Source organism: Epibacterium sp. HA2-3 (genome assembly GCF_055693725.2).
Genome location: NZ_JBVFUL020000002.1, coordinates 117,027 through 137,859, shown reverse-complemented (window position 1 = coordinate 137,859; position 20,833 = coordinate 117,027). Strand labels below are relative to the sequence as shown.

Here is a 20,833-nt window from a genome sequence, read left to right as displayed (position 1 = left end):
CTCAGGCCCCTTTCCGGTTGCCGTGGGTCAAACGGTCACGCAGCGTGCCAGAGATCTGGTCCACCACCACGATGGTCACAAAAAGCAAGATAAAGATCGCGGCAGCTTCGTCATATTTGCCCTGTCCCCAGGACATCGAATTCTTGAGCTCGTAGCCAATCCCGCCTGCGCCCACGAAGCCGAGGATCGCGGAGGCGCGAATGTTGATCTCAAACCGCAGGAGCGCATAAGACACATAGTTTGGCCCCACCTGCGGGATCACCCCAAGCCACATGCGTTGTGCCCAGGAGGCCCCGGTCGAATTGAGGCCCTCGACAGGCTTGAGCGAGGCGTTTTCATTTACTTCGGAGAACAGCTTGCCCAAGGCGCCCGCCGTGTGGATCGCGATAGCGATCATCGCTGGCACCGGGCCACCACCCAAAAGGAAAATCAGCACCAGGGCGATCACGATTTCCGGGATCGCGCGGCAAATGTCCATGATACGGCGAAACAGTGGAATGAGCGCGGGCCAAGGCGCCATGCCCCGGGTGGAAAGCAGGGACAAAAGCGTGCCGAAGATTGCACCGATGAGCGTGGAGGCCCCGGCAATATTCAAGGTCTCGATCAGTGCGGGCAGAAAGTGCACCACATGGGCCGGAAGCTCGGCGATTTTCTCCACCGCTTCAGAGAGCACTTCGGCGGGGTAGTCAAAGATGCGCTGATACCCATCTGCAAACGAGCCTGCGTTGCGGTCATCGGCGGTGCGAAACCCCGCCACCATAAGCGCGATGAAGAGGGCCAGAAGCACCCCGCCATAGATGCGCTTGCGACGGGTGAGATCGGCGTATTGCGCCTTGATCTCAGCCACCGATCCGGGGGCCTGAGCGGTCAGATCAGCCATTGAATTCTTCCTGAGTCATGGGGTGTGGCCAGCGGTACCAGAAGGCGCAAAAGGGCCACGCATGTGGGGTCCGGGCATTGGCCCGAACCCCACAAAGGTGAGTGTCGACGCTTAGTTGGACTTCAGCTTGCGTGCTTCGATGATGACCTCATAGGCTTCATGCGAGATCGGCTGGAAGCCTTTGGAGTCGCCCGCTGCAACAGAGTAGTAGCAGTCGTAGTCCATTGCCGGCATCGACGCCATCAGCGCGGTCATCTTCACTTTGACGTCCTCGGGCAGCGCTTTGCGCAGAACAACCGGGCCTTCGGGGATCGGCTTGGACTGCCAGATCTGGACCAGATCGTTCATGTCGACGAGTCCCGCGTCCACGGCCTTGCGCAGCGCGCCGGAGTTATAGCCATCTTCCCAGTTGCCCAGACCGTCGGCCCAGGTCACACCGGCGTCGATGTCGCCGTTTGCAACCGCAACGATGGTCTGCTCGTGACCACCGGTGAACTTCACCTCACCGAAGTAGTCGCCGGACTGCATGGTGGAGCCGGTCGCCTGCGGGATCTCGATGGAGGGGATCAGGTAGCCGGAGGTGGAGTTCGGATCACCAAAACCAAAGACCTTGCCTTTCACGTCCTCAAGGGCGTTGATGTTGCTGTCCTTGCGGGCAAAACCAACCGAGTAGTAGCCGTAGCCGCCATCGACGTTTACTTTGACCAGAACCGGTTCAACCGCTTCGGGGTCGGAGAGATAGGTCTTGGCGTAGCCGGAAGCGCCCAGCCAGGCCATATCGATGGTGCCGCCCAGCAGACCCTGGATCACGCCGTTGTAGTCGGCAGGCGCAAAGAGTTTGGTTTCAACGCCCAAGAGCTCTTCGGTTTTGGCGCGCAGGCACTCGTTGGAGTTCAGACGGTCCTGAGCGTTCTCACCGCCCAGGATGCCGATGCGGAATTCAGAGATGTTATCTGCCAGGACCGGGGTGGTCAGGGCGGTGGAGGCCAGTGCGGCAAGGATCAGGTGTTTCATCGTGGAATACTCCGGTTTTGGTTGGCCCGAGGCCCTACCGGCCCCGGGGTGATGAAAGGGGTCGGGACTAGACGTAGGCCTCTGCCGTGCGGACGGCGTCGGTTTGCTCCAGCGTTTCGATTGCTGTCGAGGTCGCGGCCTCAGAGAAATCGGCGCCAGCGCCATAGATCTCGCGGGCGACGCCGGTGGTGAGTTGCTCGGGCAGGCCGTCAAAGACGATGCGCCCGTCGCGCATGCCCACCACGCGGTCGCAGTAGCGGCGCGCAGTATCCAGCGTGTGCAGGTTTGCGATGACGGTGCGACCGTCTTCTTCGTGGATGCGGCGCAGAGCCTCCATCACGGTCTGCGCATTCATCGGGTCCAGCGAGGCGATCGGCTCGTCCGCGAGAATGATCTTGGGGTCCTGCATCAGGGCGCGGGCAATGGCCACGCGCTGCTGCTGTCCACCCGAGAGTGCTTCGGCACGCTTGGGGGCGTGCTCGGCAATGCCAAGACGGTCGAGGATCTCAATCGCCTTGTGGATGTCCGCCATCGGATAAAGGTTGAACACGGTCGCCAGTGTTGAGCGGCGATTGAGCGTCCCGTGCAGCACGTTGGAAACCACATCCATGCGCGGCACCAGGTTGAACTGCTGAAAGATCATCGCGCATTCAGACTGCCAGGCGCGTTTGTCCTTGCCCTTGAGGGTGGTGATTTCGCGCCCCTCAAAGCTGATCGAGCCCTCGGTGGCGTCGCCCAGGCGGTTGATCATCCGCAGCAGGGTGGATTTGCCTGCGCCCGAGCGTCCGATGATGCCCAGCATGCAGGGTTTGTCGATGTCGAGCGTCGCGGTCTCAACCGCTGTCTTGTCGCCGAATCTCTTGGTCAGTTTGTTGATGCGCAGCACTTGGCGGCCCCCTTTGGTTCCGCGGTGATGTACGCAATTGGCTCAAATCATTTGTGTCGGTGCTGTAAAACTTTTGTAACTGCCCTCGATTTCTGCCGCGTGGCTCTGGCACGCTGCGCTCAGAGGGCCATGGCGACAATATTCGCGTTCGATCAGAGAATTTTGCCGCTCCGCCCGAGGCCAAAGGCCAATGTGACCCTGTGCAGCCAGACTGAGACAGGCTATACGGCGCGCAGAAACTCAAGACTCATCCTGTCTCTGCCTCTATGTGCCAAGGAACCCTGCTGATGTCCTTTGATCGCTCCATCAAGATCGCCCCTTCCATTCTTTCCGCGGACTTCGCCAACTTTGGCCAGGAAATTCAGGCCATCGAAGCCCAGGGCGCGGATTGGGTGCATGTGGATGTGATGGATGGCCACTTTGTGCCGAACCTCACCTTTGGCCCCGCAGCGGTCAAAGCCTTCCGCCCGCACGTCAAAACCGTGATGGACGTGCATCTGATGATTGCGCCGGTCGATCCCTATATCGACGCTTACGCGGATGCGGGCGCCGATGTGCTCACCGCGCATGTCGAGGCCGGGCCGCATATCCACCGCACGCTGCAAGCCATCCGTGCGGCTGGCATGAAGGCCGGTGTGGCGCTGAATCCCGGCACGCCGGCCGAGGCGGTGGCACATCTCCTGGATTTGACCGATCTCATTTGCGTCATGACCGTGAATCCGGGCTTTGGCGGCCAAAAGTTTATCGACATGACTGCCAAGATCCGCAGCCTGCGCGAGATGATCGGCGACCGCCCGGTACATATTGAAATCGACGGTGGCGTTGACCCGACCACAGCGCCCCTTGTGGTCGAGGCCGGTGCTGACGTCCTGGTGGCAGGCTCTGCGGTGTTCCGTGGCGGATCTGTCGAGGCCCCCGAGGTCTACGGCGAAAACATCCGCAAGATCCGCGCCGCTGCAAACGCCTGATCCTATCGCGTGCCCTCGGCGCCATTAGGCCGCCGGGGGTGCCGCCCAGTCGATCGGGCTGCGCCGGACCTTCTTACTCTGCAGATCAGTGTGGCGGTCAGCGCGGGGTGATCCGTCGGAAAATCGCGGTCGCTGTTGCCAAAAGCTGCCCCTCGGCGTCGTGCAGTTCTCCCATCACATGTGCCGTGCTTTTCCCACCACCAGTGTTGCGTGCGGTGGCAACCACCTGCCCCGCGGACGTCGACGCGATATAAGACAGATTGAGCGCAACAGTCACAACCGACGCGTTGCCTTCGGGATCAAAATAGCGTCCCGCCGTATGGCCGCAGGCCACATCCATCAGCGTCGCAACCATGCCGCCGTGCAAAATCCGATGCCGATTGAGATGCCGCGCCTCAAGATCCAGCGTAACGCGACAGGTCCCGGCGGCATCGAACTCAGTTTGATAGCCCACCATTTGCTGACATCCGGGGTCAGAGACTACTTCTACCTCTTGCGCCTCAGAGTCTGACGTCATCGCCGCATCCTTCATCATTCTTGCGTAATCGCGGCGACAGTGACGTGAAGCCCGTCAAAGGTCCAGCCCGCGTTGGGGCAAGACCCGCATCCACTCGTCAGCGCACGATCACGCCCTCTTTGATCCAGGCATCAAACTGTGCCAGCACCGCATTGGTGAATTCGGCGTCATTGATGTGGCAGTCGAGCTCCTGCAGTTGCGCGTTCTCCGGAACACCGCGACGCATCTCATCGCAAAAGGCCCGAAGCCCTTCCGCATCATGCAGATCGCCGCCGGCGCGGTCCCATTCGTTGCAGCCCGCGCGGGGCAAGAACACCGTGACTGGTGCTGTGGCCCGGGCAAGCTTGTTGCACATCTCTTGCGCGACGCGCTGTCGTTCTCGCGCATCAAGCATGGCCGACGTCAGCAAGCGGTTATGGGCGTGGCACTCCCGTCCGCGCAGTTGCTCCGGCGCGCTCTGCCAGCCGACAAAATCCACAAGGTCATAGCATCCCGGCGCAATCAGTTGCGGCACACCTGCACGCCCGGCGTGTGTCATGCGCCCCTCGCCCGCCGACAAGCCGCCAAAGAGATGATTGCTCACTTCTTGAGGGGCAAAATCCATCACCGCCGCAAAAGCGCCCTCCCCCGCAAGGCTCTCAAAGGCGCGCCCGCCCATGCCGGTGGCATGAAAGACCGCCACATCAAATCCGCGCGTCTCAAGCTCTGGTTTCAGCGTCACCATGTAGCGCAACACGGTCTTTCCAAAGGAGGTCATGCCCACCATCGGGCGCTCAAAACTGGGCGCCTCCACCGCGCGCGCGGCGCCCAGAACGGCACCCGCAGCCTGACTGAGCGATGCTTTGCAGATGTCGTTCAATCCATAGAGCCCCCCGGCCCAAAGGATCATCTGCAGATCCGCCGGGATGCGCTCCGGTGGCAGCAACGGCGAGAATGCCACGGTCGAGACGACATATTTGGGCACCCCCAAAGGCAACGCAGCACAGAGGTCGAGCGCAAGATCGGTGCCCATGGTGCCCCCGAGCACGATCACGCCATGGATGCGCCCCGCGCGCCACAGATCCAGCGCAAGCCTGGCCGAGCCCGCCCCCATGATTTGCATCGCGGTGTTTTCATCTCCGCTGTCGATCGCCCTCTGAATGGAACTGCCCGCCGCCTCGGCAACGTCGTGTTTTGAGACATCCGTGGGCAGTTTGGGCTCGCCCAACACACTCACATCCATGCTGAGCACCTGACCGCCCTGCCCCCGGATCACTTCCGATAAATAAGACAGCTCATCATCCTTGGTATCCCAGGTCCCGGCCACAAGGATCGTCTTTTCACCGCTCATCTCATCCTCCCCTCAGGCGCGTCGCGCGCCCGTCTTCATCTTCTTCCAAATATCCTCGCCGGAGGCCGCGCGGCCCGGGCAGAGCCAGGGCCGCGCTCCTTTCAAAGCTGAATCCAGGCCGTTTTCAGATCGACGTATTTCTCGAGCGCATGCAGGGATTTGTCGTGACCATTGCCGGATTGGCCAACCCCGCCCAAAGGCACCGTATTATCAGCCCCGCCATATGTGTTCACATGCACGACGCCTGCGCGGATACCGGTCACGCAGCGATGCGCGCGCGACAGATCCTGCGTCCAGACCCCTGCTGCAAGCCCATAGTCGGTGGCATTGGCAAGCCGAAGTGCTTCGTCTTCGGTCTCAAACGCCGTGACCGAGAGCACCGGACCAAACACCTCCTTTTGAAAGAGGTCCGCGTCCTGCGTGACACCCGCCACAACGGTCGGCGCCATATAGGTTCCACCCGTCTCGGAGAGGATGCGACCGCCCCCGCAGAGCACCTCGCCCCCTTGGGCGGCGGCACGCTCCACGTGGGCAAGGTTTGCTGCAAGCTGGGTCTCTGAATTCACGGCGCCAATCTGAGTGTTCATATCCAGGGGGTCGCCAACCCGAAGCGCCTGTGCATGGGCCACGACCCGGGCCACAAATTCATCGTGGATGGAGGCCTCCACCAAAAGGCGCGATCCTGCGACACAGACCTGACCGGAATTGCGGAAAATCCCCATCGCCGAGACCTTGGCCACGTGATCGAGATCCTTTGCATCGGAAAAAACGATATTGGGGGACTTGCCTCCCAGCTCGAGATAGCAGCGCTTGAGGTTGGACCGCGCCGAGGCCTCCAGCAGGCGCCGCCCCGTCGCGCCGGAGCCGGTAAAGACCATCACGTCCACATCCTTATGCTCCGATAGGGCGGCCCCAGTCACGGCTCCCGGCCCGGTCACAACATTCAACACCCCATCCGGCAGGCCGCAGTCTGCGCAGATCTCAGCAAGACGTAGCAGCGACAGCGAGGCAGTCTCAGCCGGCTTCAGCACCACGGAATTGCCCATCGCGAGAGCGGGCGCGAGCTTCCAAGCGCCGATCATCAGCGGAAAGTTCCACGGCACGATTGCGCCCACGACACCAACGGGCGCGCGATGCACGAGTCCCAGAACGTCCGGCGCGGTGGGCGCGACCTCGCCTGCGACTTTGTCCAGCGCCTCGGCGTAGTAGCGGAAAGTCCCGGCAGCAGATCCGGCCTCGGCCTTCAACGCCATATTGAACTCGGTACCATTGTCACGCACGCCAAGCACCGTGAGCGCCAGCGCCTCGGCCTCGATCTTGTCGGCAATTCGGTGCAGAACCTTTTTGCGCGCCGCCGGGGCCAGCCCTGACCAGCGACCGTCGTCAAAAGCGCGCCGGGCCGAGACCACCGCGCGGTCGACATCCTTCGCCGTAGCAGTCGCCAATGTGGTCAGAACAGATCCGTCAATCGGCGAAGTAGTCTCGCATGGCGCGCCCGAACCTTCTTGCCATGTTCCTTCAAGAAAGAGGTTCTGCGGCGCAACAGCAGTGCTCCGAAGCGTGTTGATGAGGTCTTGGTTTGCCATTCGGCCTCCTTCAGCTCGCGCGCCTCTTTCACGATGCGAAAGAGATGCGCCGCAAGCACGATCAAGATGAGGGAAAACAGGATGAACGCCACCGGGCGATCAATGAAATCAAAGGGAGTCTTTACCCGTGCCATGGCGGCGCGCAGTTTCACTTCCATGATGCCGCCCAGAACCATGCCGAGGATGATCGGTACGGCGGGCAGCTGCAACCGCTTGAGGATAAAGCCAAAGAGCCCAAACCCGGCTGCCATGAAGCAATCGGTGACCGAGTTGCGCAGCGAATAGACCCCCACAAAGCTGAGCGTGAGAATGCCGACACCCAGGAAGCGGTTGGGAATGCGCACCACTTGAACCAGCGATTTGGTGGCCGCCAGCAGAAAGACAAGCACAAGCACATTGAGGATCAAGAGCGCCAGATAAAGCGCGACGACAAAATCCATCTGGTTTTGGAACAGCCCCGGCCCCGGCACGACGTTGTGGACGTAAAAGACGGAAAGCATCATCGCTGTCAGCGCCTCGCCCGGAATGCCAAGCGCGAGAAGCGGCACCATGGCAGCAGCGGGCACGGCGTTATTGGCGGTTTCGGCAGCGATCAGCCCCTCAGAGGAGCCATTGCCAAAATCCTGCGGCCGTTTTGAGGTCTTTTGCGCGTAGGTATAGGACATGAACTGCGCCGTGAACTCACCCACGCCCGGGATCATTCCCATCACCACGCCAAAGCCCGCCGAAACAGACGCCACCCGCGGGTGGCGCGCCAGCTCGCGCAGACCTTGAAACATGCCACCGCGCAGCTTGGTGAGGCGGATTTTCTCATCCTCGTCGGTCAAGAGGATAAAGGCCTGCGAGATCGCAAAAAGCCCCAGCACCACCACGATGAGATTGATGCCTGACCCCAGCGCATCCGTTCCAAAGGTGTAGCGTTGGGTGTATTTCACCGGCTCCATGCCGATCGTATTGAGAAAGATCCCAAGGCACGCGAGCGCCCCGGCTATCAGGGCTTGGCCCCGGTGTGCGACCACCACCAGAATGAGTCCGAGAAGGGCTGCGAGAAAAATTTCGCGCGCGCCAAAGAGCGGCGCCACCTTGGCCAGCACGGGCGCAAAGAGGATCAGACAGATCACCGAAAAGATGCCGCCAAAGAAGCTCGCGGAATAGGCAAGGCTAAGGGCGCGCCGAGGCTCGCCGCGGGCCGTCATCGGGTAGCCGTCATAGGTCGTCAGCGCGTTGACCGCAGTGCCGGGCGTATTGATCAGGATCGCCGGGATCGCACCGCCATACATGGAGGACCCATAGATCCCCAAGAGCACCGTGAGCCCCACGATCGGATCGAGCGAAAAGGTCGCAGGTAGCAGGATCGCGATGGCAACGGCAGGGCCAACGCCGGGGATTGCCCCGATCAGCACCCCGCCAACAGAGCCTGCCAGCAGCGCCAGCGCCACGTCCCAGCGCATCAGGATATCAAGGGCGGAGAGGATCAGGTCCATGCGCGCGGGTCTTTCTGGAACAGGGCCTTAGAGATAGAGGATGGCAAAGCTGCGCCATGCATCGGGAAGATATTCATAAAGGGCGGCGCCGGGGATGCGCACGGCGAGGACACCTTTGAAAAAGAGGACGATGAACACCGCAAACCCGGCGCTGATCGCCATCATCTGCGGGCTGCGATAGCCCATCCGCCAGGCGAGCAGCGGCACGAACACCAGCGTCACCGGCAGATAGCCAGCAAGCGGCACAAGCACGACATACCCCATGAACCAGAGCATATACTCCAGAGCGGCAGCCCAACGCTGAGCTTCGCGCAGATCACTGCGGTCAATGCGGCGAAACGGCAGTCTCCACAGGTGCAATGCGGTAAAGACCACCATGCCGCCAACGCCCACAGCGGGCCAGAACCGGGGCTGCGCGAAAAAGTCGGTCTTCCTGACCCATGCGGTTTGGGTCCCGATCTGGGACAAAAGCAGTACGGCCAAGGCCAGGAAGGACAGAACAAAAAGAAGCTGCCCCCGGCGCGGGCCGATGAATCTGCGTTCACGTTCGCTTTGCATGAAAGGTCTCTGGCTGGGAATGCGGTCTGGGTGAGGAAGGCATGTGGCCGGCCGAAAAATCCGCCGGGCCATCAAAGACGACACCGGCGGAAGGTCGGGGAGGTTACTCCAGGGTGTCGCCAATCCGTGCCATGGTCTCGATATCGTTGGCCACGCGGGCCGCGCTTTCATCGGCGTTCTGCCAATAGACCAAGGCACCCGTTTCTGCAGCAACAGCCTGCGCGCGTTCAGAGAAGACGGTTTCCTGCGCCACCTCGATGATCTTGTCGCGCACGTCTTGCGGCGTGTCCTTGGTTACAAAAAGCCCGTTCCAGAGTGCAATGTCGAGATCCGGGTTCAGCTCTCCGATGGCAGGCGCATCCGGCACCAGCGGGATGCGGTCGTCGGTGATCGAGACCAGAACCTTGATGTCGTCGAGGCAGGGCAGGATCAGCTGAAGCGTGGTGTTGATCACATCCGCATCGCCCGAGGCCAGTGTATTGCAATCCAGCGCATCAAAAGCTGCATCGGCGCCCCATTCAAATCCTGCGGATTTGGCAAAGGCTTTGGTTACTTGGGTCGGCGTCAGTACATCGCCAAAGTGGCCCAGCACCACCTCGTTGTCCTGTGCGTATTCAGCAAGCTCCGCCATGGAGCTATAGGGCGAATCCCCCGAGGTCGCGATCACGAAGGGATAGGTCAGGAAAATGCCAAGCGGGTCGAATTTGGCCGGTGTCAGCGGTGGAATGTCGATCTGGTGCCCCATGACCGGGACGCCAATCACAAAGGAGCCAACGGTGTAGCCATCAGCCGGCGCATTGGCGACCTCGATTGCGCCGGGAAAGGGTCCGCCGCCGCCGCCGGGTTTGTTCACAACGGCCGCTGCAACGCCGTATTTCTCTTGGAAGTCCTCGGCGATCATGCGGGTCAAGACGTCCTCAAGATCGCCCGGCGGCCATGGCACGATAAAGTTCACGGGCTTTTCCGGGTAGTCCGCAGCGGCGGCCCCCGCTGTCAGTGCAAGGCCGGCTGCGGCCACACATCCCTTGAGTACAGTTGTCATGGTCATTGGCTGTCTCCCTGATCGCCATTTGCGGTGCCGTTGGTGAAGTGGCGACGTTTTCCGCCGCTCGGTTGGCTCATCGGACTGGTTTGTTATATGAACCATTGGTTTGAATTTAGATTGACAGCCGCGGCGGTAATCTGTCAACAAAAATGAAAGCCACCGGATCATACCGGATCGCGCGTGGTCGAGTTTCAGGCAAATCAGGACCGAGCGCATCAATGGGAACCGTATCTAAAGCTCTGACTTTGCTGACTTACTTCAATCACGGGCGCTTGGAGATCGGCCTGAGTGACCTCACTCGACTGTCGGGAATGAACAAGGCTACCGTCTATCGGTTGATGAGCGAACTGCAGGAAGCGGGATTTGTTGAACAGGTCGAAGGCGCACGGTCGTATCGGCTTGGACCACAGGTTTTGCGGCTCGCCGCCCTGCGCGAAGCCAGCGTGCCGATTCTGTCGGCCTCTCGCCGGGTGCTGCGAGAGCTTTCCGAGGACACCGGCGAGACCACCCATTTGTCGCTCCTTCAGGGCGAGCAGCTTGCGTCACTCAGCCATGCCTATTCTTCGCGCAATGCGACCAAGGTCATGATGGAGGACGCGGAGGTCCTGACCTTCCACGGCACGGCCTCGGGGCTGGCGGTGCTGGCCTATTCAGAGCCGAGCTTTGTGGACGCGGTGCTCGCCGCGCCCCTGACCGCACGCACGCCGCAAACCCAGACCGATCCCGCCGCAATCCGGGCCGAGATCGCCGAGGTTCGCCGCACGGGGCTGGCGCAATCAATCGGCGGTTTCGAAGCCGAGGTGCATTCGCACGCGGTGCCGATCTTTGGCCCGGATCGCGCCGTTTTGGGGGCTCTGGCCGTGGCTGCGCCTACCTCGCGGATGACGCCGGATCAGAAACGAACGATCCCGCCCGCCCTGCGCGCGGCGGGCCTCAGCCTCACCGAGCGAATTGGCGGCGCCTGCCCGCCGGAATTTCCCACCGACATCGCGGCCTGAACTGCCGCGCCGCGACAAGGAGACAGATCATGACCGCACATCAGCCCGACGCCAATTTCCTCAAGGAACATAACGCCCGCAGCCTCTGGCATCCCATGGCGCATCCCGGCGACAGCCTTGCCAACCCACCCACCATCGTGACCGGTGCCTCTGGCGTGCGGATCAAGGATGTGGATGGGCATGAGGTGGTCGACGCGGTTGGCGGGCTCTGGAATGTGAATCTTGGATTTTCCTGCCAGCCCGTGAAAGACGCGATCGCCGCACAGCTCGATGTTCTGCCTTACTATTCGATCTTTCGCGGCACCACCAACGATCAGGTGATCCAACTCGCAGAAGAGCTGCGAGACTTTTTTGCGCCCGACGGCCTGAGCCGTGCGTTCTTTACCTCCGGTGGTTCGGATTCGGTAGAAACCGCCCTGCGGCTGGCGCGCCAATACCACAAGGTGCGCGGAGAGCCTGCCCGGGTGAAATACCTGAGCCTCAAGAAAGGCTATCACGGCACCCATTTCGGCGGGGCATCGGTCAATGGCAATGCCAATTTTCGCACCGCTTACGAGCCGCTATTGGCGGGCTGTCACCATATCCCCGCACCCTATACCTATCGCAATCCGTTCAACGAGACCGATCCGGAACGCCTGGCGCAGTTGTGCCTTGCGGCGCTGGAGGATGAGATCGCCTTTCAGGGCGCGGGCACCATTGCCGCCTTCATCATGGAGCCCATTCTAGGCGCAGGCGGCGTGATACCCCCGCACGAGAGTTTCATGCCCGGCGTGGCGGAGATCTGTCGCAGGCATGGGATCCTGCTGATTGCAGATGAGGTCATCACCGCCTTTGGCCGCACCGGGTCCTGGAGCGGCTCGCGCCATTGGGGCGTGCAGCCTGACATGATGTGTACCGCCAAGGCGATCACCAACGGCTATTTCCCGTTTGGGGCGCTGATGCTTTCCGAGCGGCTGGTGGAGGTGTTTGAAAAGGACGACACCGGAAAGGCCGCGATTGGGCATGGCTATACCTATTCCGGCCACCCTGTTGGTGCGGCGGCGGCGCTGGCTTGCCTCGCGGAGACCAAACGATTGAATGTGCCAGAGAATGCCGCGGCGCGGGGGACGCAGATTTTTGAGGGTCTTCAAGATCTCGCGGCCCGCTATGACCTGATCGGAGACGTGCGGGGAGGCCATGGTTTGATGTCTGCGCTGGAACTTGTCAGTGACCGGGCCACCAAGGCGGCGGTGGACAAGAAGATCATCAACCGCCTTCAGGAAGTCGCTTATCAGAACGGAGCCATGGTGCGCGTGAGTGGCCCGAATATCATTCTCTCGCCGCCACTTGTGCTCACTGAGGCGGACGCCGCGCAGATCCTGTCGGCCCTCGACGCAGGCTTTGCGGCAGTGAACTGACCCGGGGCTCCGAACGCGACCGCCTCCGTGTTCCATTGAAGCGTGGAGGCCACCAGACCCCATGGCGCCCCCGAAGTCATTGGCTTCGGGGGCGCGTCATGCGGGGATGCCGCGAACGCGGCGCGGTTGTGCCAGTGGGTCAGCGTCGCTCAGGAGGTCTCTGTTTTGCGCGCACAGGTCCAAACGGTGCGGGTTGAAACATCGTCGACTTTTTCAAAGCCTGCCTCGCGCAGGATGGTCTTGCAGCGCCGCATGCCTTTGACCTCATAGGCCTCGGGGTGGAATTCAATCACGATGGCGCGAAACGCAGAGAGATCGAGCGCCTCCAGCAGCGCCAGTTCGCCGCCTTCGATGTCCATCACCAGCACGGTGGGCTTGAACTCAGCAATGACTTCGGCCGCATCCACCGTTGGGATCTCGACAACCCGCGAGGGGCGTCCGGCCTCATTGAGGAGCGAGGAGCCAAGGAAGCTATTGCGCAGATGAAACGCCATCGTCTGTGGCCGCTCGGCGCCCGCGAACAGGACCTGATTGCGCAACTCGACCTGCGAGCCGAGATCGTTCATGTCATGCAGGGCGTGGATCACGGGCACCAATTCCGGGTTTGCTTCGAACGACAGGACCTTTTGAGGCTTGGCGTTCACCGCGATGACCGCACCGACAATCCCGAGCCCTGCGCCGACCTCAAGCACGCGGTCCTCCTCGCACACCACATGAAGCGCGCCGGCGATTTCTTGTCCCTCGTAGCGTGCGGCGTTGATCCGCTTGATCCGGGTTTCCGTCAAAAAACTGGACTGAGGCACCTTCACGCCAAGGCAGGTGGCCGCAATCTCTTGGGAGACAACCGGGGGCGCATCAGACGCCATTTTGTGTGACGCCAGTTCTGTTTCAGACATGTTCTGCTCGTTTCGCCTGAGTTGATTATCGCGCCAGTCTGGCGTGGCCCTGCAGGAAAAAGCAAGCGCAGGCCATCATTGGCCTGCACGATGCCGGTGATCTGTGTCTTCGTTCAGACAATCCGGCCTAGCATTCCGGTCAGACAAAATGCACGTAGAAGTCCCGTAGCGCATCGCCTTCGAGGTCGCGGGTTTTGCGGACCTCTTTCTGCTTCATGTAGACATGATTGGCGACCAGATCTGGCCCCACCGCCTCCGCAAGGGAGGTATCCTTTTCCAGATCTGCGACCGCGCCCTTGAGCGTCATTGCGGTGCTTTCGCGCGTGTCCGTGCGGTCAAACCCATCGCCGGTTTCCATCGGTCCCAGCGTATAGCCGCGCTCCACGCCAAGGCGCGCCGCCTGCAAGAGCGCCGCCACCGTGGTATAGGGATTGGAGGAGGCATCCGCCATGCGGTGTTCAAGCCGCGCCTTCGCCCCGCCTTCAGAGCTGATCCGAGTGGTGACATTGCGATGATCGCCGCCCCAGTTCTGCCAAAAGCCCGACAGACTCCCCGGTTGCAGACGCATGTAGCTGTTGGCGGTGGGCGCGATCAGACCGGCCAAGCCCTTGTGATGATGCAGAAACCCGGCAAGGCAGCCGCGCGCGAGATCATTCATGTGATCCGGCCCGCCCCGAGGCCCCGACGAAAGCGCATTTCCCCCCGCCTCATCCGTGAACGAGAGGTTCACATGCATGCCTGACCCCCCTGCCTGCGCGACCGGCTTGGGCATGAACGTCAGAACGATCCCGTACTCCAGCGCGATCTCACGCGCCATCAAGCGAAACAGCACGATGTCATCCACCGCCTTTACAGCGTCGTCAAAGGTCAGCGTATATTCAAACTGAGGGCTGTCGAACTCCGCCGTAATCATGTCGAGAGAGAAGCCCATCTCATCCGCCATCGCCCAGATCCGGTCATTGAACCTTAATGGATCTGCAAACGGCCCGGTGCCGTAGACCACTCCGCCGGGCGCATCATAGGGGACAAGCCGCCCGTATTCGTCGGGCTGAAGGGCAAAAGCCTCAAGCTCGATACCAATTTTTGGAGAAAGCCCCTTTGCCTGCCAATCCGCAACGGCGCGTTTCAACGCTCCTCTGGGACAAAGCGTCAGCAGCTCGCCCTCGTCGTCATAAAGATCGCCCAGGACGATTTTGGTCGAGGCGTGCCAACTGTCGCGAATGTCATCGTGACGCCAGCGCAGTGTCATGTCTGGTAGGCCCTGTTTGACCATCGACCCCGGCGCGTCCAGCAGGTCGCGGTCATAATGGGTGCCAAACACAGAGCGGCAGAACCGGGTTTCATCGTCGCCGATCTTTGAATGCGGCAGGTATTTCCCGCGCATGATACTGAGATGGTCGCAGAATAACGCGCGCAGGCGAGTTTTCATGGGGCTTCCTTTCCTGTTGGTGGCCTGCGCATCTTTGGCGTGCGTCTTGACCGAAATAGATCCCCAACGGAGGGCAGTGGCCGACCTCGAGTGGGAGCGGAGCGCCCTCCCGTGGGGGAGTCGGGCGCTGTCCGGGCAACCGCCCGAACGGGTCTTCTGTTGAGCCTACGCGGCTTCTACCCGCACGGGCAATTCCTTGATGCCGCCGACAAAGTTCGACCGCAGGAATTTGTGGGCACCATTGGGTTCGATGGATTTGATCCGCTTGGAGAGTTCCTGAAACAGAACCGTGACCTCAAGCCGTGCGAGCCACATGCCCAGGCAGACATGCGGGCCGAACTGGCCGAAAGACAGGTGCCGGTTGGGATTGCGCATCAGGTTCACCCGAAACGGGTCGTCAAAATAGCTGTCGTCGCGATTGGCAGAGGCAAACCAATAGAGCACCTTATCGCCTTCGCGGATGGTCTTGCCATGCATCTCGACATCCTGCGTCGCCGTGCGGCGGAAATAGAGCGCAGGCGTCGCCCAGCGGATGATCTCATCCGCCGCCGTCTCCCAGATCTCCCCGCCCGCCTGCATCTGCGCCAGAAGCTCCGGCTGATGACACATCGCTTGAATGCCTGCGGCGATCGAATAGCGGGTGGTGTCGTTGCCCGCAGCCACCAAGAGGCAGAAGAAATTGCGAAACTCGGTTTCGGTAATGACCGATCCGTCGCGGGCCGGCTGCAGAATCATGTTGAGCACGCCGGAGGTGTCACCTGCCTTCTCTTTGGCTTCCATCAACTCCTTGGCGTAGATGTATAATTCTGCGCCCGCCGGAGAGTTGAAGGGCATCATGCGGAATTCATCCGTGTCCATTTTGTCCAGCACATGCGAGGTGAAATCGGGGTCAGTATTCGCAATGAGCGCATCCCCCTTCTCCACCAGCCACGGCAGATCCGCGTCCGGCAAGCCGACGACGCGCCCGAGCATCCGCATGGGCAACTGCCTGGCGATCTCCTTGGTGGCGTCAAAGCTGCCTTTTGCCAAGGCCTCGTCGAGGATCTCCGCACAAAGGTCGCGAATGTCCTGTTCATATTGCGCCATGGTGGTCTTGGAGAACGCCTTCAGGAGCTTCATGCGCACCTGAGAATGTTCGGGCGGGTCGGTTTCCTGAAAAGTGCGCCGCGCGAGGTATTCCTCGTAGGTCTGATCTTCCATCCGGATGCCGCGCGCCGAGGAAAAGACCTCTGTGTTCTTGTTCATCTTGGTGATGTCGTCATAGCGCGTAACCGACCAGAAATTCTCGCCATCGCTGTATTCGGTCCAATGCAGCGGATCATCGCGCCGGAGCCGGGCAAAGGTGTTCTGTGGCGCGCCATTGGCAAAGGCGTCATGGCTCGACAAATCCGCATATCCGTCATCGGTCGGGGTCCAGATCGTCATGGCGGGGCTTCCTTTGGACTGCTTCACATGTATACTATTAAGCACTGTAAATATGCATATGGGAAGCCTGAACATGCGCTTTGCGATTTTAATGACCAACACGGACGAAAGCGCCTTTGCCCACAGGCACCCGAAAGATGGTGAGAAATTCACCGCCTTGATCCAGATGGCGCGGCCAGAGTGGCGCTTCGATGTCTATGCAGTGAAGGATGGAGTTTTCCCAGAAAACATAGGGTTTTACGATGGTGCCATGATCACCGGAAGCCCCGCTTCCACCCGGTCAGGGGCGCCTTGGGTTGCACAGCTTTTGGATGTGATCCGGCAGATGCACGCGATGCGGCTGCCGCTTTTTGGGGCCTGTTTTGGGCATCAGGCGATTGCGCTGGCTTTGGGCGGAGAGGTCGACAATCTGCCCGGCGGCTGGGTGCATGGCCGCACCGAGAATCAATTGGTCGCGCGCCCGGAGTGGGCTTCAGATCTGCCGGAGGTGGTCTCCATTTACGGGTCGCATGTGGAATATGTCCGTACCCTGCCCAAAGGCGCGCAACCGCTGATGTCCCGCGCGGACCATACCACAGGCTTTATGATTGGCGATCACATAGCCACCAGCCAGCACCACCCGGAAATGACTCATGCGTTCATCTGCGCCCTGACCGAAGAACTGCGGCAGCAAATGGGACCTGAGGTCTATGCAAGGGCGCAAGAGAGCCTTGCGCAAGAGGTGGATCAGCCCGCACTCGCAGAGGCGATCGCACGGTTTTTCGAGGCCGCAAGCGCTAACCGAGGGCGGCCAGCAGATCCATCACCGTAACCTGATCAAACTGCACATGCGCGCGCATCGCAGCCTCTGCCCCATTGCGATCATGCGAGAGGATCAGCTCTGCAATCTCGCGATGCTCCAGCGCGGATTGGGCGATGGCACCAGGATAGCGATACCGCGCACGATAATAGGCCATGAGCTTGCGGGCATTGGTCTTGATCATCTCGACCAGGAACGGATTGGCCGCGCCGAGCGCCACGGTTTCATGAAAACGTAGATTGAGCTGATAATACCCATCAGGATCTGCGTCGCCCTTCGAGGTGGCGTGGGCTTCGCAGTGCTTCGCAATTCGCTCGAGTTCGGCGCGCAAATCCGGCGAAATTCGTCGCGCCGCAAGCCCTGCGGCCTGCCCTTCCAGTTGCGCATGCACCTCTTGGATGGCGAGGAATTCTTCGAGCGTGGGTTTGAACAGAACTGCGCCTTTGCGCGGCAGTCGGCGGATCAGGCCGGTAGCCTCCAGTTGGATATAGGCCTCCCGGATCGGGGTGCGTGAGACGCCGTGATGGGAGGCCAGGGCGGCTTCGTCGATCTCTTGGCCCGGCGCGAGGCGGCCAGCGTCGATGTCCGCAAGGATTGCGCCAATCAGTGTCTCCGTCTGCCCCGCCATTGCGTTCTCCTGTTGCGTGATCCCTGCTTACGGCAGCGTCGGCGGACTTGGCAACTCTGCGCGATGGCATGCAGGCCCATCTCGAATGCGTTACTGAATATCCATTTCGTGCATTTTTCGGTTACATTTCACTTGAGCCGAATCATTAGCGGGCGTAGATTGCCCTGCAAGCGCCCGACCAAGTTGAGGCGCGCTAGGTTACACACCACGTCACACGGGCCGAAGATTGGGCCAGCACCGGAGGAGCCAGCCATGTACGCGCAGATGGTCAAATCGACCGGCACGGGAGTTAAATCTACCGAGGAAATGAGCGCCGAAGAGCGCGCGTTTCAGGCCCGTATCGATGCGGGCGAAAAGATCGAGCCGAAAGACTGGATGCCCGAGGGCTATCGCAAGACGCTGATCCGCCAGATCGGCCAGCACGCGCATTCCGAGATTGTCGGCCAGCTGCCCGAGGGCAACTGGATCACCCGCGCACCAACGCTGGAACGCAAGGCGATCCTGCTGGCCAAAGTACAAGACGAGGCGGGCCACGGGCTCTATCTCTACTGTGCCGCTGAAACGCTGGGCGTCAGCCGTGACGAGATGACCGAGATGCTCTTGGACGGGCGGATGAAGTATTCGTCGATCTTCAACTATCCGACGCTGACATGGGCCGATATGGGTGCTGTCGGCTGGCTCGTGGATGGCGCGGCGATCATGAACCAGGTGCCGCTGCAGCGCACCTCCTTTGGCCCCTATTCGCGTGCGATGATCCGGGTGTGCAAGGAAGAGAGTTTTCATCAGCGTCAGGGCTTTGACATCATGATGAAGATGGCGCAGGGCACGCCGCAGCAAAAAGCGATGGCTCAGGATGCGCTCAACCGCTTCTGGTATCCGGCGCTGATGATGTTCGGCCCCTCGGACAAAGACTCGGTGCATTCCGCGCAGTCGATGGCGTGGAAAATCAAGATGAACACCAATGACGAGCTGCGCCAAAAGTTCGTCGATCAGACCGTGCCACAGGCGGAATACCTCGGCCTGACGGTGCCGGACGAGAACCTCAAATGGAACGAGGAAAAGGGCGGCTACGACTTTTCCGAGCCCGATTGGGAAGAGTTCTTTGAGGTCATCAAAGGCAACGGCCCCTGTAACACCGACCGTTTGGCCGCGCGCAACAAGGCCTGGGACGACGGCAAATGGGTGCGCGAGGGTCTGATGGCCCACGCCGAAAAGAAACGCGCCCGCAAGATGGCGGCGGAGTAAGCGCCCGCTTCGTTTTGACATTCCCTGCGGCAGCGCCGCGCGCCTGCAGCCCCGGGCGTGCCCTGCCTCAGCACCGAAAGGACCAAACATGAAAACCGAATGGCCCCTCTGGGAAATCTTCATCCGCGGCCAGCACGGCCTCAGCCACCGTCACGTCGGCAGCCTGCATGCGCCGGACGCTGAAATGGCGATCAAGAACGCCCGCGACGTCTACACCCGCCGCAATGAAGGCGTGTCGATCTGGGTGGTCGAGGCGGCGCAGATCACGGCCTCCTCGCCTTCCGAGAAGGGTCCGCTTTACGAACCCTCCGAGAGCAAGGTCTACCGTCACCCATCGTTTTACGACATTCCCGAAGACGTGGGGGCGATGTGATGTCGCACGACGCTGCCTTTTATGAATTCCTCTTGCGGATGGGGGACAACACCCTGATCCTCGGCCATCGCGTCAGCGAATGGTGCGGTCATGCGCCTGTTCTCGAAGAGGATATCGCGCTTGCCAACACCGCGCTCGATCTCATCGGCCAGACCCAGATGTGGCTCGGCCTCGCGGCTGAAGTGCAGGGCGAGGGCAAGACCGCAGATGATCTGGCCTTCCTGCGCGACGCCTGGGATTTTCGCAATCTGCTGCTGGTCGAGATGCCAAACGGCGACTTTGGCCAAACCTTGATGCGCCAGTTCCTGTTTGATGCCTGGCATGTGCTGCAACTGCGCGCACTGACTGGGTCCTCTGATGCGCGCGTCGCCGCGATTGCTGCCAAATCTGTCAAAGAAGCGACCTACCATCTCGAACGCTCGGCCGAGACGGTGGTAGGCCTTGGCGACGGAACCGAGGAAAGCCACGCCAGAATGCAGGCGGCGCTTGATTACCTTTACCCCTATGTGGGTGAAATGTTCCTAAGTGACGCGGTCGATGCAGCGCTGGTCGAGGCCGGCATCGCGCCGGATCCTGCGAGTTTGCGCAAGGACTACGATGACACCCTCGCCCGCGTTCTGGGCGAAGCGACGCTGACACTGCCCGAGGCGCGCCGCGCCCGTGGTGGGGGACGCGATGGCAAGATGCACACCGAACACCTTGGGCATCTGCTGACCACAATGCAGTGGATGCAGCGCGCCTATCCGGGCGCGACGTGGTAATGTTTTTGCTGCGCTTTCCTTTTGCCCAGAGGGCCACGTCCGGCCCGGCGGGGTGGGCGGGGAACGCCCGCCCCGTGGGGGGCGGGACGGGCGTGGCCCGGCCTATCGGCCGGACCGGAGGTTCATCGTGACCGACACGCAATCCAACCAACCCGCCCTCGCGCGGATCTGGGAATGGCTCGACGCGGTGCCCGATCCGGAAATCCCGGTGATCTCGCTCGTCGATCTTGGGATCGTGCGCAATGTTGAATGGGGTGACGATCGCCTCATCGTCACGCTGACGCCGACCTATTCGGGCTGCCCGGCGACGTCGATCATTCGCCTGGACGTGGAGACTGCGCTGGCGGCGCATGGGATCGAACACGTTGAGATCAAAACACAAATCTCGCCACCCTGGACCACCGACTGGCTCTCGGACAAGGGACGCGCGCGGCTCGAGGAATACGGGATTGCCCCCCCCTCCCCTGCCGGTGGTCCCGATCATTGCCCGCGCTGCGGCAGCCCGGATGTGACCCGCGTGAGCCAGTTTGGCTCCACCCCTTGCAAGGCCCATTGGCGCTGTACCAGCTGCCTTGAGCCATTCGACTATTTCAAGTGTATCTGAGGAGGCTCGC

Annotated in this window: 21 protein-coding genes; 8 read left to right on the top strand and 13 right to left on the bottom strand. The window is 61.1% G+C overall.

Features of this window, described 5'->3' with window-relative positions; translation table 11 throughout:
• Position 1 precedes the first annotated feature (1 nt).
• The 3 genes from phnE to phnC all read right to left on the bottom strand — a co-directional run bounded on the left by phnE (position 2) and on the right by phnC (position 2,780).
• Positions 2-880 carry a phosphonate ABC transporter, permease protein PhnE gene (phnE, locus tag ACZ1HH_RS15170; RefSeq protein WP_011537312.1) on the bottom strand — a complete coding sequence of 293 codons (879 nt, stop codon included), beginning with the start codon at positions 878-880 and terminating at the stop codon, positions 2-4.
• A 111-nt stretch (positions 881-991) separates the two neighbouring features.
• Positions 992-1,894 carry a phosphonate ABC transporter substrate-binding protein gene (phnD, locus tag ACZ1HH_RS15165; RefSeq protein ID WP_472635221.1) on the bottom strand — a complete coding sequence of 301 codons (903 nt, stop codon included), beginning with the start codon at positions 1,892-1,894 and terminating at the stop codon, positions 992-994.
• A gap of 67 nt (positions 1,895-1,961) precedes the next feature.
• Positions 1,962-2,780, bottom strand: a complete 819-nt coding sequence (phnC, locus tag ACZ1HH_RS15160) for a phosphonate ABC transporter ATP-binding protein (RefSeq protein WP_011537314.1) — start codon at positions 2,778-2,780, stop codon at positions 1,962-1,964.
• Between the two features lie 287 nt (positions 2,781-3,067).
• Here phnC and rpe point away from each other — a divergent pair, with 287 nt between their 5' ends.
• Complete coding sequence (gene rpe, locus ACZ1HH_RS15155; protein WP_011537315.1) at positions 3,068-3,748, top strand: ribulose-phosphate 3-epimerase; 681 nt, start codon at positions 3,068-3,070, stop codon at positions 3,746-3,748.
• Between the two features lie 97 nt (positions 3,749-3,845).
• Here the strand turns inward: rpe and ACZ1HH_RS15150 are convergent, their stop codons facing one another.
• From ACZ1HH_RS15150 to ACZ1HH_RS15125, 6 genes are all read right to left on the bottom strand, one after another.
• Positions 3,846-4,265 carry a PaaI family thioesterase gene (locus ACZ1HH_RS15150; RefSeq protein WP_168610061.1) on the bottom strand — a complete coding sequence of 140 codons (420 nt, stop codon included), beginning with the start codon at positions 4,263-4,265 and terminating at the stop codon, positions 3,846-3,848.
• Positions 4,266-4,362: 97 nt separating this feature from the next.
• Positions 4,363-5,595, bottom strand: a complete 1,233-nt coding sequence (locus tag ACZ1HH_RS15145) for a Tm-1-like ATP-binding domain-containing protein (protein WP_472635220.1) — start codon at positions 5,593-5,595, stop codon at positions 4,363-4,365.
• A 101-nt stretch (positions 5,596-5,696) separates the two neighbouring features.
• On the bottom strand, positions 5,697-7,163 hold the full coding sequence (locus tag ACZ1HH_RS15140; RefSeq protein WP_487320526.1) for an aldehyde dehydrogenase: 1,467 nt from the start codon (positions 7,161-7,163) through the stop codon (positions 5,697-5,699).
• On the bottom strand, positions 7,046-8,665 hold the full coding sequence (locus ACZ1HH_RS15135) for a tripartite tricarboxylate transporter permease (protein ID WP_487320494.1): 1,620 nt from the start codon (positions 8,663-8,665) through the stop codon (positions 7,046-7,048). The genes ACZ1HH_RS15140 and ACZ1HH_RS15135 overlap by 118 nt, the downstream gene beginning before the upstream one ends.
• A 27-nt stretch (positions 8,666-8,692) precedes the next feature.
• The gene (locus ACZ1HH_RS15130) at positions 8,693-9,223 is read right to left on the bottom strand and encodes a tripartite tricarboxylate transporter TctB family protein (RefSeq protein WP_472635217.1); all 531 of its coding nucleotides are present in this window, start codon (positions 9,221-9,223) and stop codon (positions 8,693-8,695) included.
• Positions 9,224-9,326: 103 nt separating this feature from the next.
• Positions 9,327-10,271, bottom strand: a complete 945-nt coding sequence (locus ACZ1HH_RS15125) for a tripartite tricarboxylate transporter substrate binding protein (RefSeq protein WP_472635216.1) — start codon at positions 10,269-10,271, stop codon at positions 9,327-9,329.
• A 215-nt stretch (positions 10,272-10,486) separates the two neighbouring features.
• Here ACZ1HH_RS15125 and ACZ1HH_RS15120 point away from each other — a divergent pair, with 215 nt between their 5' ends.
• Together ACZ1HH_RS15120 and ACZ1HH_RS15115 are read left to right on the top strand one after the other, a co-directional pair.
• A complete protein-coding gene (locus ACZ1HH_RS15120; RefSeq protein WP_011537322.1) occupies positions 10,487-11,266 on the top strand; it encodes an IclR family transcriptional regulator in 780 nt (259 codons plus the stop codon).
• A 29-nt stretch (positions 11,267-11,295) separates the two neighbouring features.
• Complete coding sequence (locus tag ACZ1HH_RS15115) at positions 11,296-12,663, top strand: aspartate aminotransferase family protein (RefSeq protein WP_472635215.1); 1,368 nt, start codon at positions 11,296-11,298, stop codon at positions 12,661-12,663.
• Positions 12,664-12,812: 149 nt separating this feature from the next.
• Here ACZ1HH_RS15115 and ACZ1HH_RS15110 read toward each other — a convergent pair whose 3' ends face one another.
• The 3 genes from ACZ1HH_RS15110 to ACZ1HH_RS15100 all read right to left on the bottom strand — a co-directional run bounded on the left by ACZ1HH_RS15110 (position 12,813) and on the right by ACZ1HH_RS15100 (position 16,413).
• On the bottom strand, positions 12,813-13,559 hold the full coding sequence (locus ACZ1HH_RS15110) for an FkbM family methyltransferase (protein WP_472635214.1): 747 nt from the start codon (positions 13,557-13,559) through the stop codon (positions 12,813-12,815).
• 139 nt (positions 13,560-13,698) lie between these two features.
• The gene (locus ACZ1HH_RS15105; protein WP_487320493.1) at positions 13,699-14,988 is read right to left on the bottom strand and encodes a type I glutamate--ammonia ligase; all 1,290 of its coding nucleotides are present in this window, start codon (positions 14,986-14,988) and stop codon (positions 13,699-13,701) included.
• 165 nt (positions 14,989-15,153) lie between these two features.
• Positions 15,154-16,413, bottom strand: a complete 1,260-nt coding sequence (locus ACZ1HH_RS15100) for a cytochrome P450 (RefSeq protein WP_472635213.1) — start codon at positions 16,411-16,413, stop codon at positions 15,154-15,156.
• Positions 16,414-16,486: 73 nt separating this feature from the next.
• Here ACZ1HH_RS15100 and ACZ1HH_RS15095 point away from each other — a divergent pair, with 73 nt between their 5' ends.
• Positions 16,487-17,224, top strand: a complete 738-nt coding sequence (locus ACZ1HH_RS15095; protein WP_487320492.1) for a type 1 glutamine amidotransferase — start codon at positions 16,487-16,489, stop codon at positions 17,222-17,224.
• Here the strand turns inward: ACZ1HH_RS15095 and ACZ1HH_RS15090 are convergent.
• The gene (locus ACZ1HH_RS15090; RefSeq protein ID WP_416369559.1) at positions 17,190-17,840 is read right to left on the bottom strand and encodes a GntR family transcriptional regulator; all 651 of its coding nucleotides are present in this window, start codon (positions 17,838-17,840) and stop codon (positions 17,190-17,192) included. The genes ACZ1HH_RS15095 and ACZ1HH_RS15090 overlap by 35 nt on opposite strands.
• A 252-nt stretch (positions 17,841-18,092) precedes the next feature.
• Between ACZ1HH_RS15090 and paaA the strand changes: the two genes are divergently transcribed.
• The 4 genes from paaA to paaD all read left to right on the top strand — a co-directional run bounded on the left by paaA (position 18,093) and on the right by paaD (position 20,823).
• On the top strand, positions 18,093-19,085 hold the full coding sequence (paaA, locus tag ACZ1HH_RS15085; protein WP_168610051.1) for a 1,2-phenylacetyl-CoA epoxidase subunit PaaA: 993 nt from the start codon (positions 18,093-18,095) through the stop codon (positions 19,083-19,085).
• Positions 19,086-19,173: 88 nt separating this feature from the next.
• Positions 19,174-19,458 carry a 1,2-phenylacetyl-CoA epoxidase subunit PaaB gene (gene paaB / locus ACZ1HH_RS15080; protein WP_011537330.1) on the top strand — a complete coding sequence of 95 codons (285 nt, stop codon included), beginning with the start codon at positions 19,174-19,176 and terminating at the stop codon, positions 19,456-19,458.
• A complete protein-coding gene (gene paaC / locus ACZ1HH_RS15075; protein ID WP_472635211.1) occupies positions 19,458-20,219 on the top strand; it encodes a 1,2-phenylacetyl-CoA epoxidase subunit PaaC in 762 nt (253 codons plus the stop codon). The genes paaB and paaC overlap by 1 nt, the downstream gene beginning before the upstream one ends.
• 127 nt (positions 20,220-20,346) lie before the next feature.
• The gene (gene paaD, locus ACZ1HH_RS15070; RefSeq protein ID WP_487320491.1) at positions 20,347-20,823 is read left to right on the top strand and encodes a 1,2-phenylacetyl-CoA epoxidase subunit PaaD; all 477 of its coding nucleotides are present in this window, start codon (positions 20,347-20,349) and stop codon (positions 20,821-20,823) included.
• Positions 20,824-20,833: the final 10 nt, after the last annotated feature.

Bases quoted from the DNA above. Each gene is read 5' to 3' on its own strand.
- phnE (WP_011537312.1), bottom strand. From the start codon at position 880: ATGGCTGATCTGACCGCTCAGGCCCCCGGATCGGTGGCTGAGATCAAG.
- phnD (WP_472635221.1), bottom strand. From the start codon at position 1,894: ATGAAACACCTGATCCTTGCCGCACTGGCCTCCACCGCCCTGACCACC.
- rpe (WP_011537315.1), top strand. From the start codon at position 3,068: ATGTCCTTTGATCGCTCCATCAAGATCGCCCCTTCCATTCTTTCCGCG.
- ACZ1HH_RS15150 (WP_168610061.1), bottom strand. From the start codon at position 4,265: ATGACGTCAGACTCTGAGGCGCAAGAGGTAGAAGTAGTCTCTGACCCC.
- ACZ1HH_RS15145 (WP_472635220.1), bottom strand. From the start codon at position 5,595: ATGAGCGGTGAAAAGACGATCCTTGTGGCCGGGACCTGGGATACCAAG.
- ACZ1HH_RS15135 (WP_487320494.1), bottom strand. From the start codon at position 8,665: ATGGACCTGATCCTCTCCGCCCTTGATATCCTGATGCGCTGGGACGTG.
- ACZ1HH_RS15130 (WP_472635217.1), bottom strand. From the start codon at position 9,223: ATGCAAAGCGAACGTGAACGCAGATTCATCGGCCCGCGCCGGGGGCAG.
- ACZ1HH_RS15125 (WP_472635216.1), bottom strand. From the start codon at position 10,271: ATGACCATGACAACTGTACTCAAGGGATGTGTGGCCGCAGCCGGCCTT.
- ACZ1HH_RS15120 (WP_011537322.1), top strand. From the start codon at position 10,487: ATGGGAACCGTATCTAAAGCTCTGACTTTGCTGACTTACTTCAATCAC.
- ACZ1HH_RS15115 (WP_472635215.1), top strand. From the start codon at position 11,296: ATGACCGCACATCAGCCCGACGCCAATTTCCTCAAGGAACATAACGCC.
- ACZ1HH_RS15110 (WP_472635214.1), bottom strand. From the start codon at position 13,559: ATGTCTGAAACAGAACTGGCGTCACACAAAATGGCGTCTGATGCGCCC.
- ACZ1HH_RS15105 (WP_487320493.1), bottom strand. From the start codon at position 14,988: ATGAAAACTCGCCTGCGCGCGTTATTCTGCGACCATCTCAGTATCATG.
- ACZ1HH_RS15100 (WP_472635213.1), bottom strand. From the start codon at position 16,413: ATGACGATCTGGACCCCGACCGATGACGGATATGCGGATTTGTCGAGC.
- ACZ1HH_RS15095 (WP_487320492.1), top strand. From the start codon at position 16,487: ATGCGCTTTGCGATTTTAATGACCAACACGGACGAAAGCGCCTTTGCC.
- ACZ1HH_RS15090 (WP_416369559.1), bottom strand. From the start codon at position 17,840: ATGGCGGGGCAGACGGAGACACTGATTGGCGCAATCCTTGCGGACATC.
- paaA (WP_168610051.1), top strand. From the start codon at position 18,093: ATGTACGCGCAGATGGTCAAATCGACCGGCACGGGAGTTAAATCTACC.
- paaB (WP_011537330.1), top strand. From the start codon at position 19,174: ATGAAAACCGAATGGCCCCTCTGGGAAATCTTCATCCGCGGCCAGCAC.
- paaC (WP_472635211.1), top strand. From the start codon at position 19,458: ATGTCGCACGACGCTGCCTTTTATGAATTCCTCTTGCGGATGGGGGAC.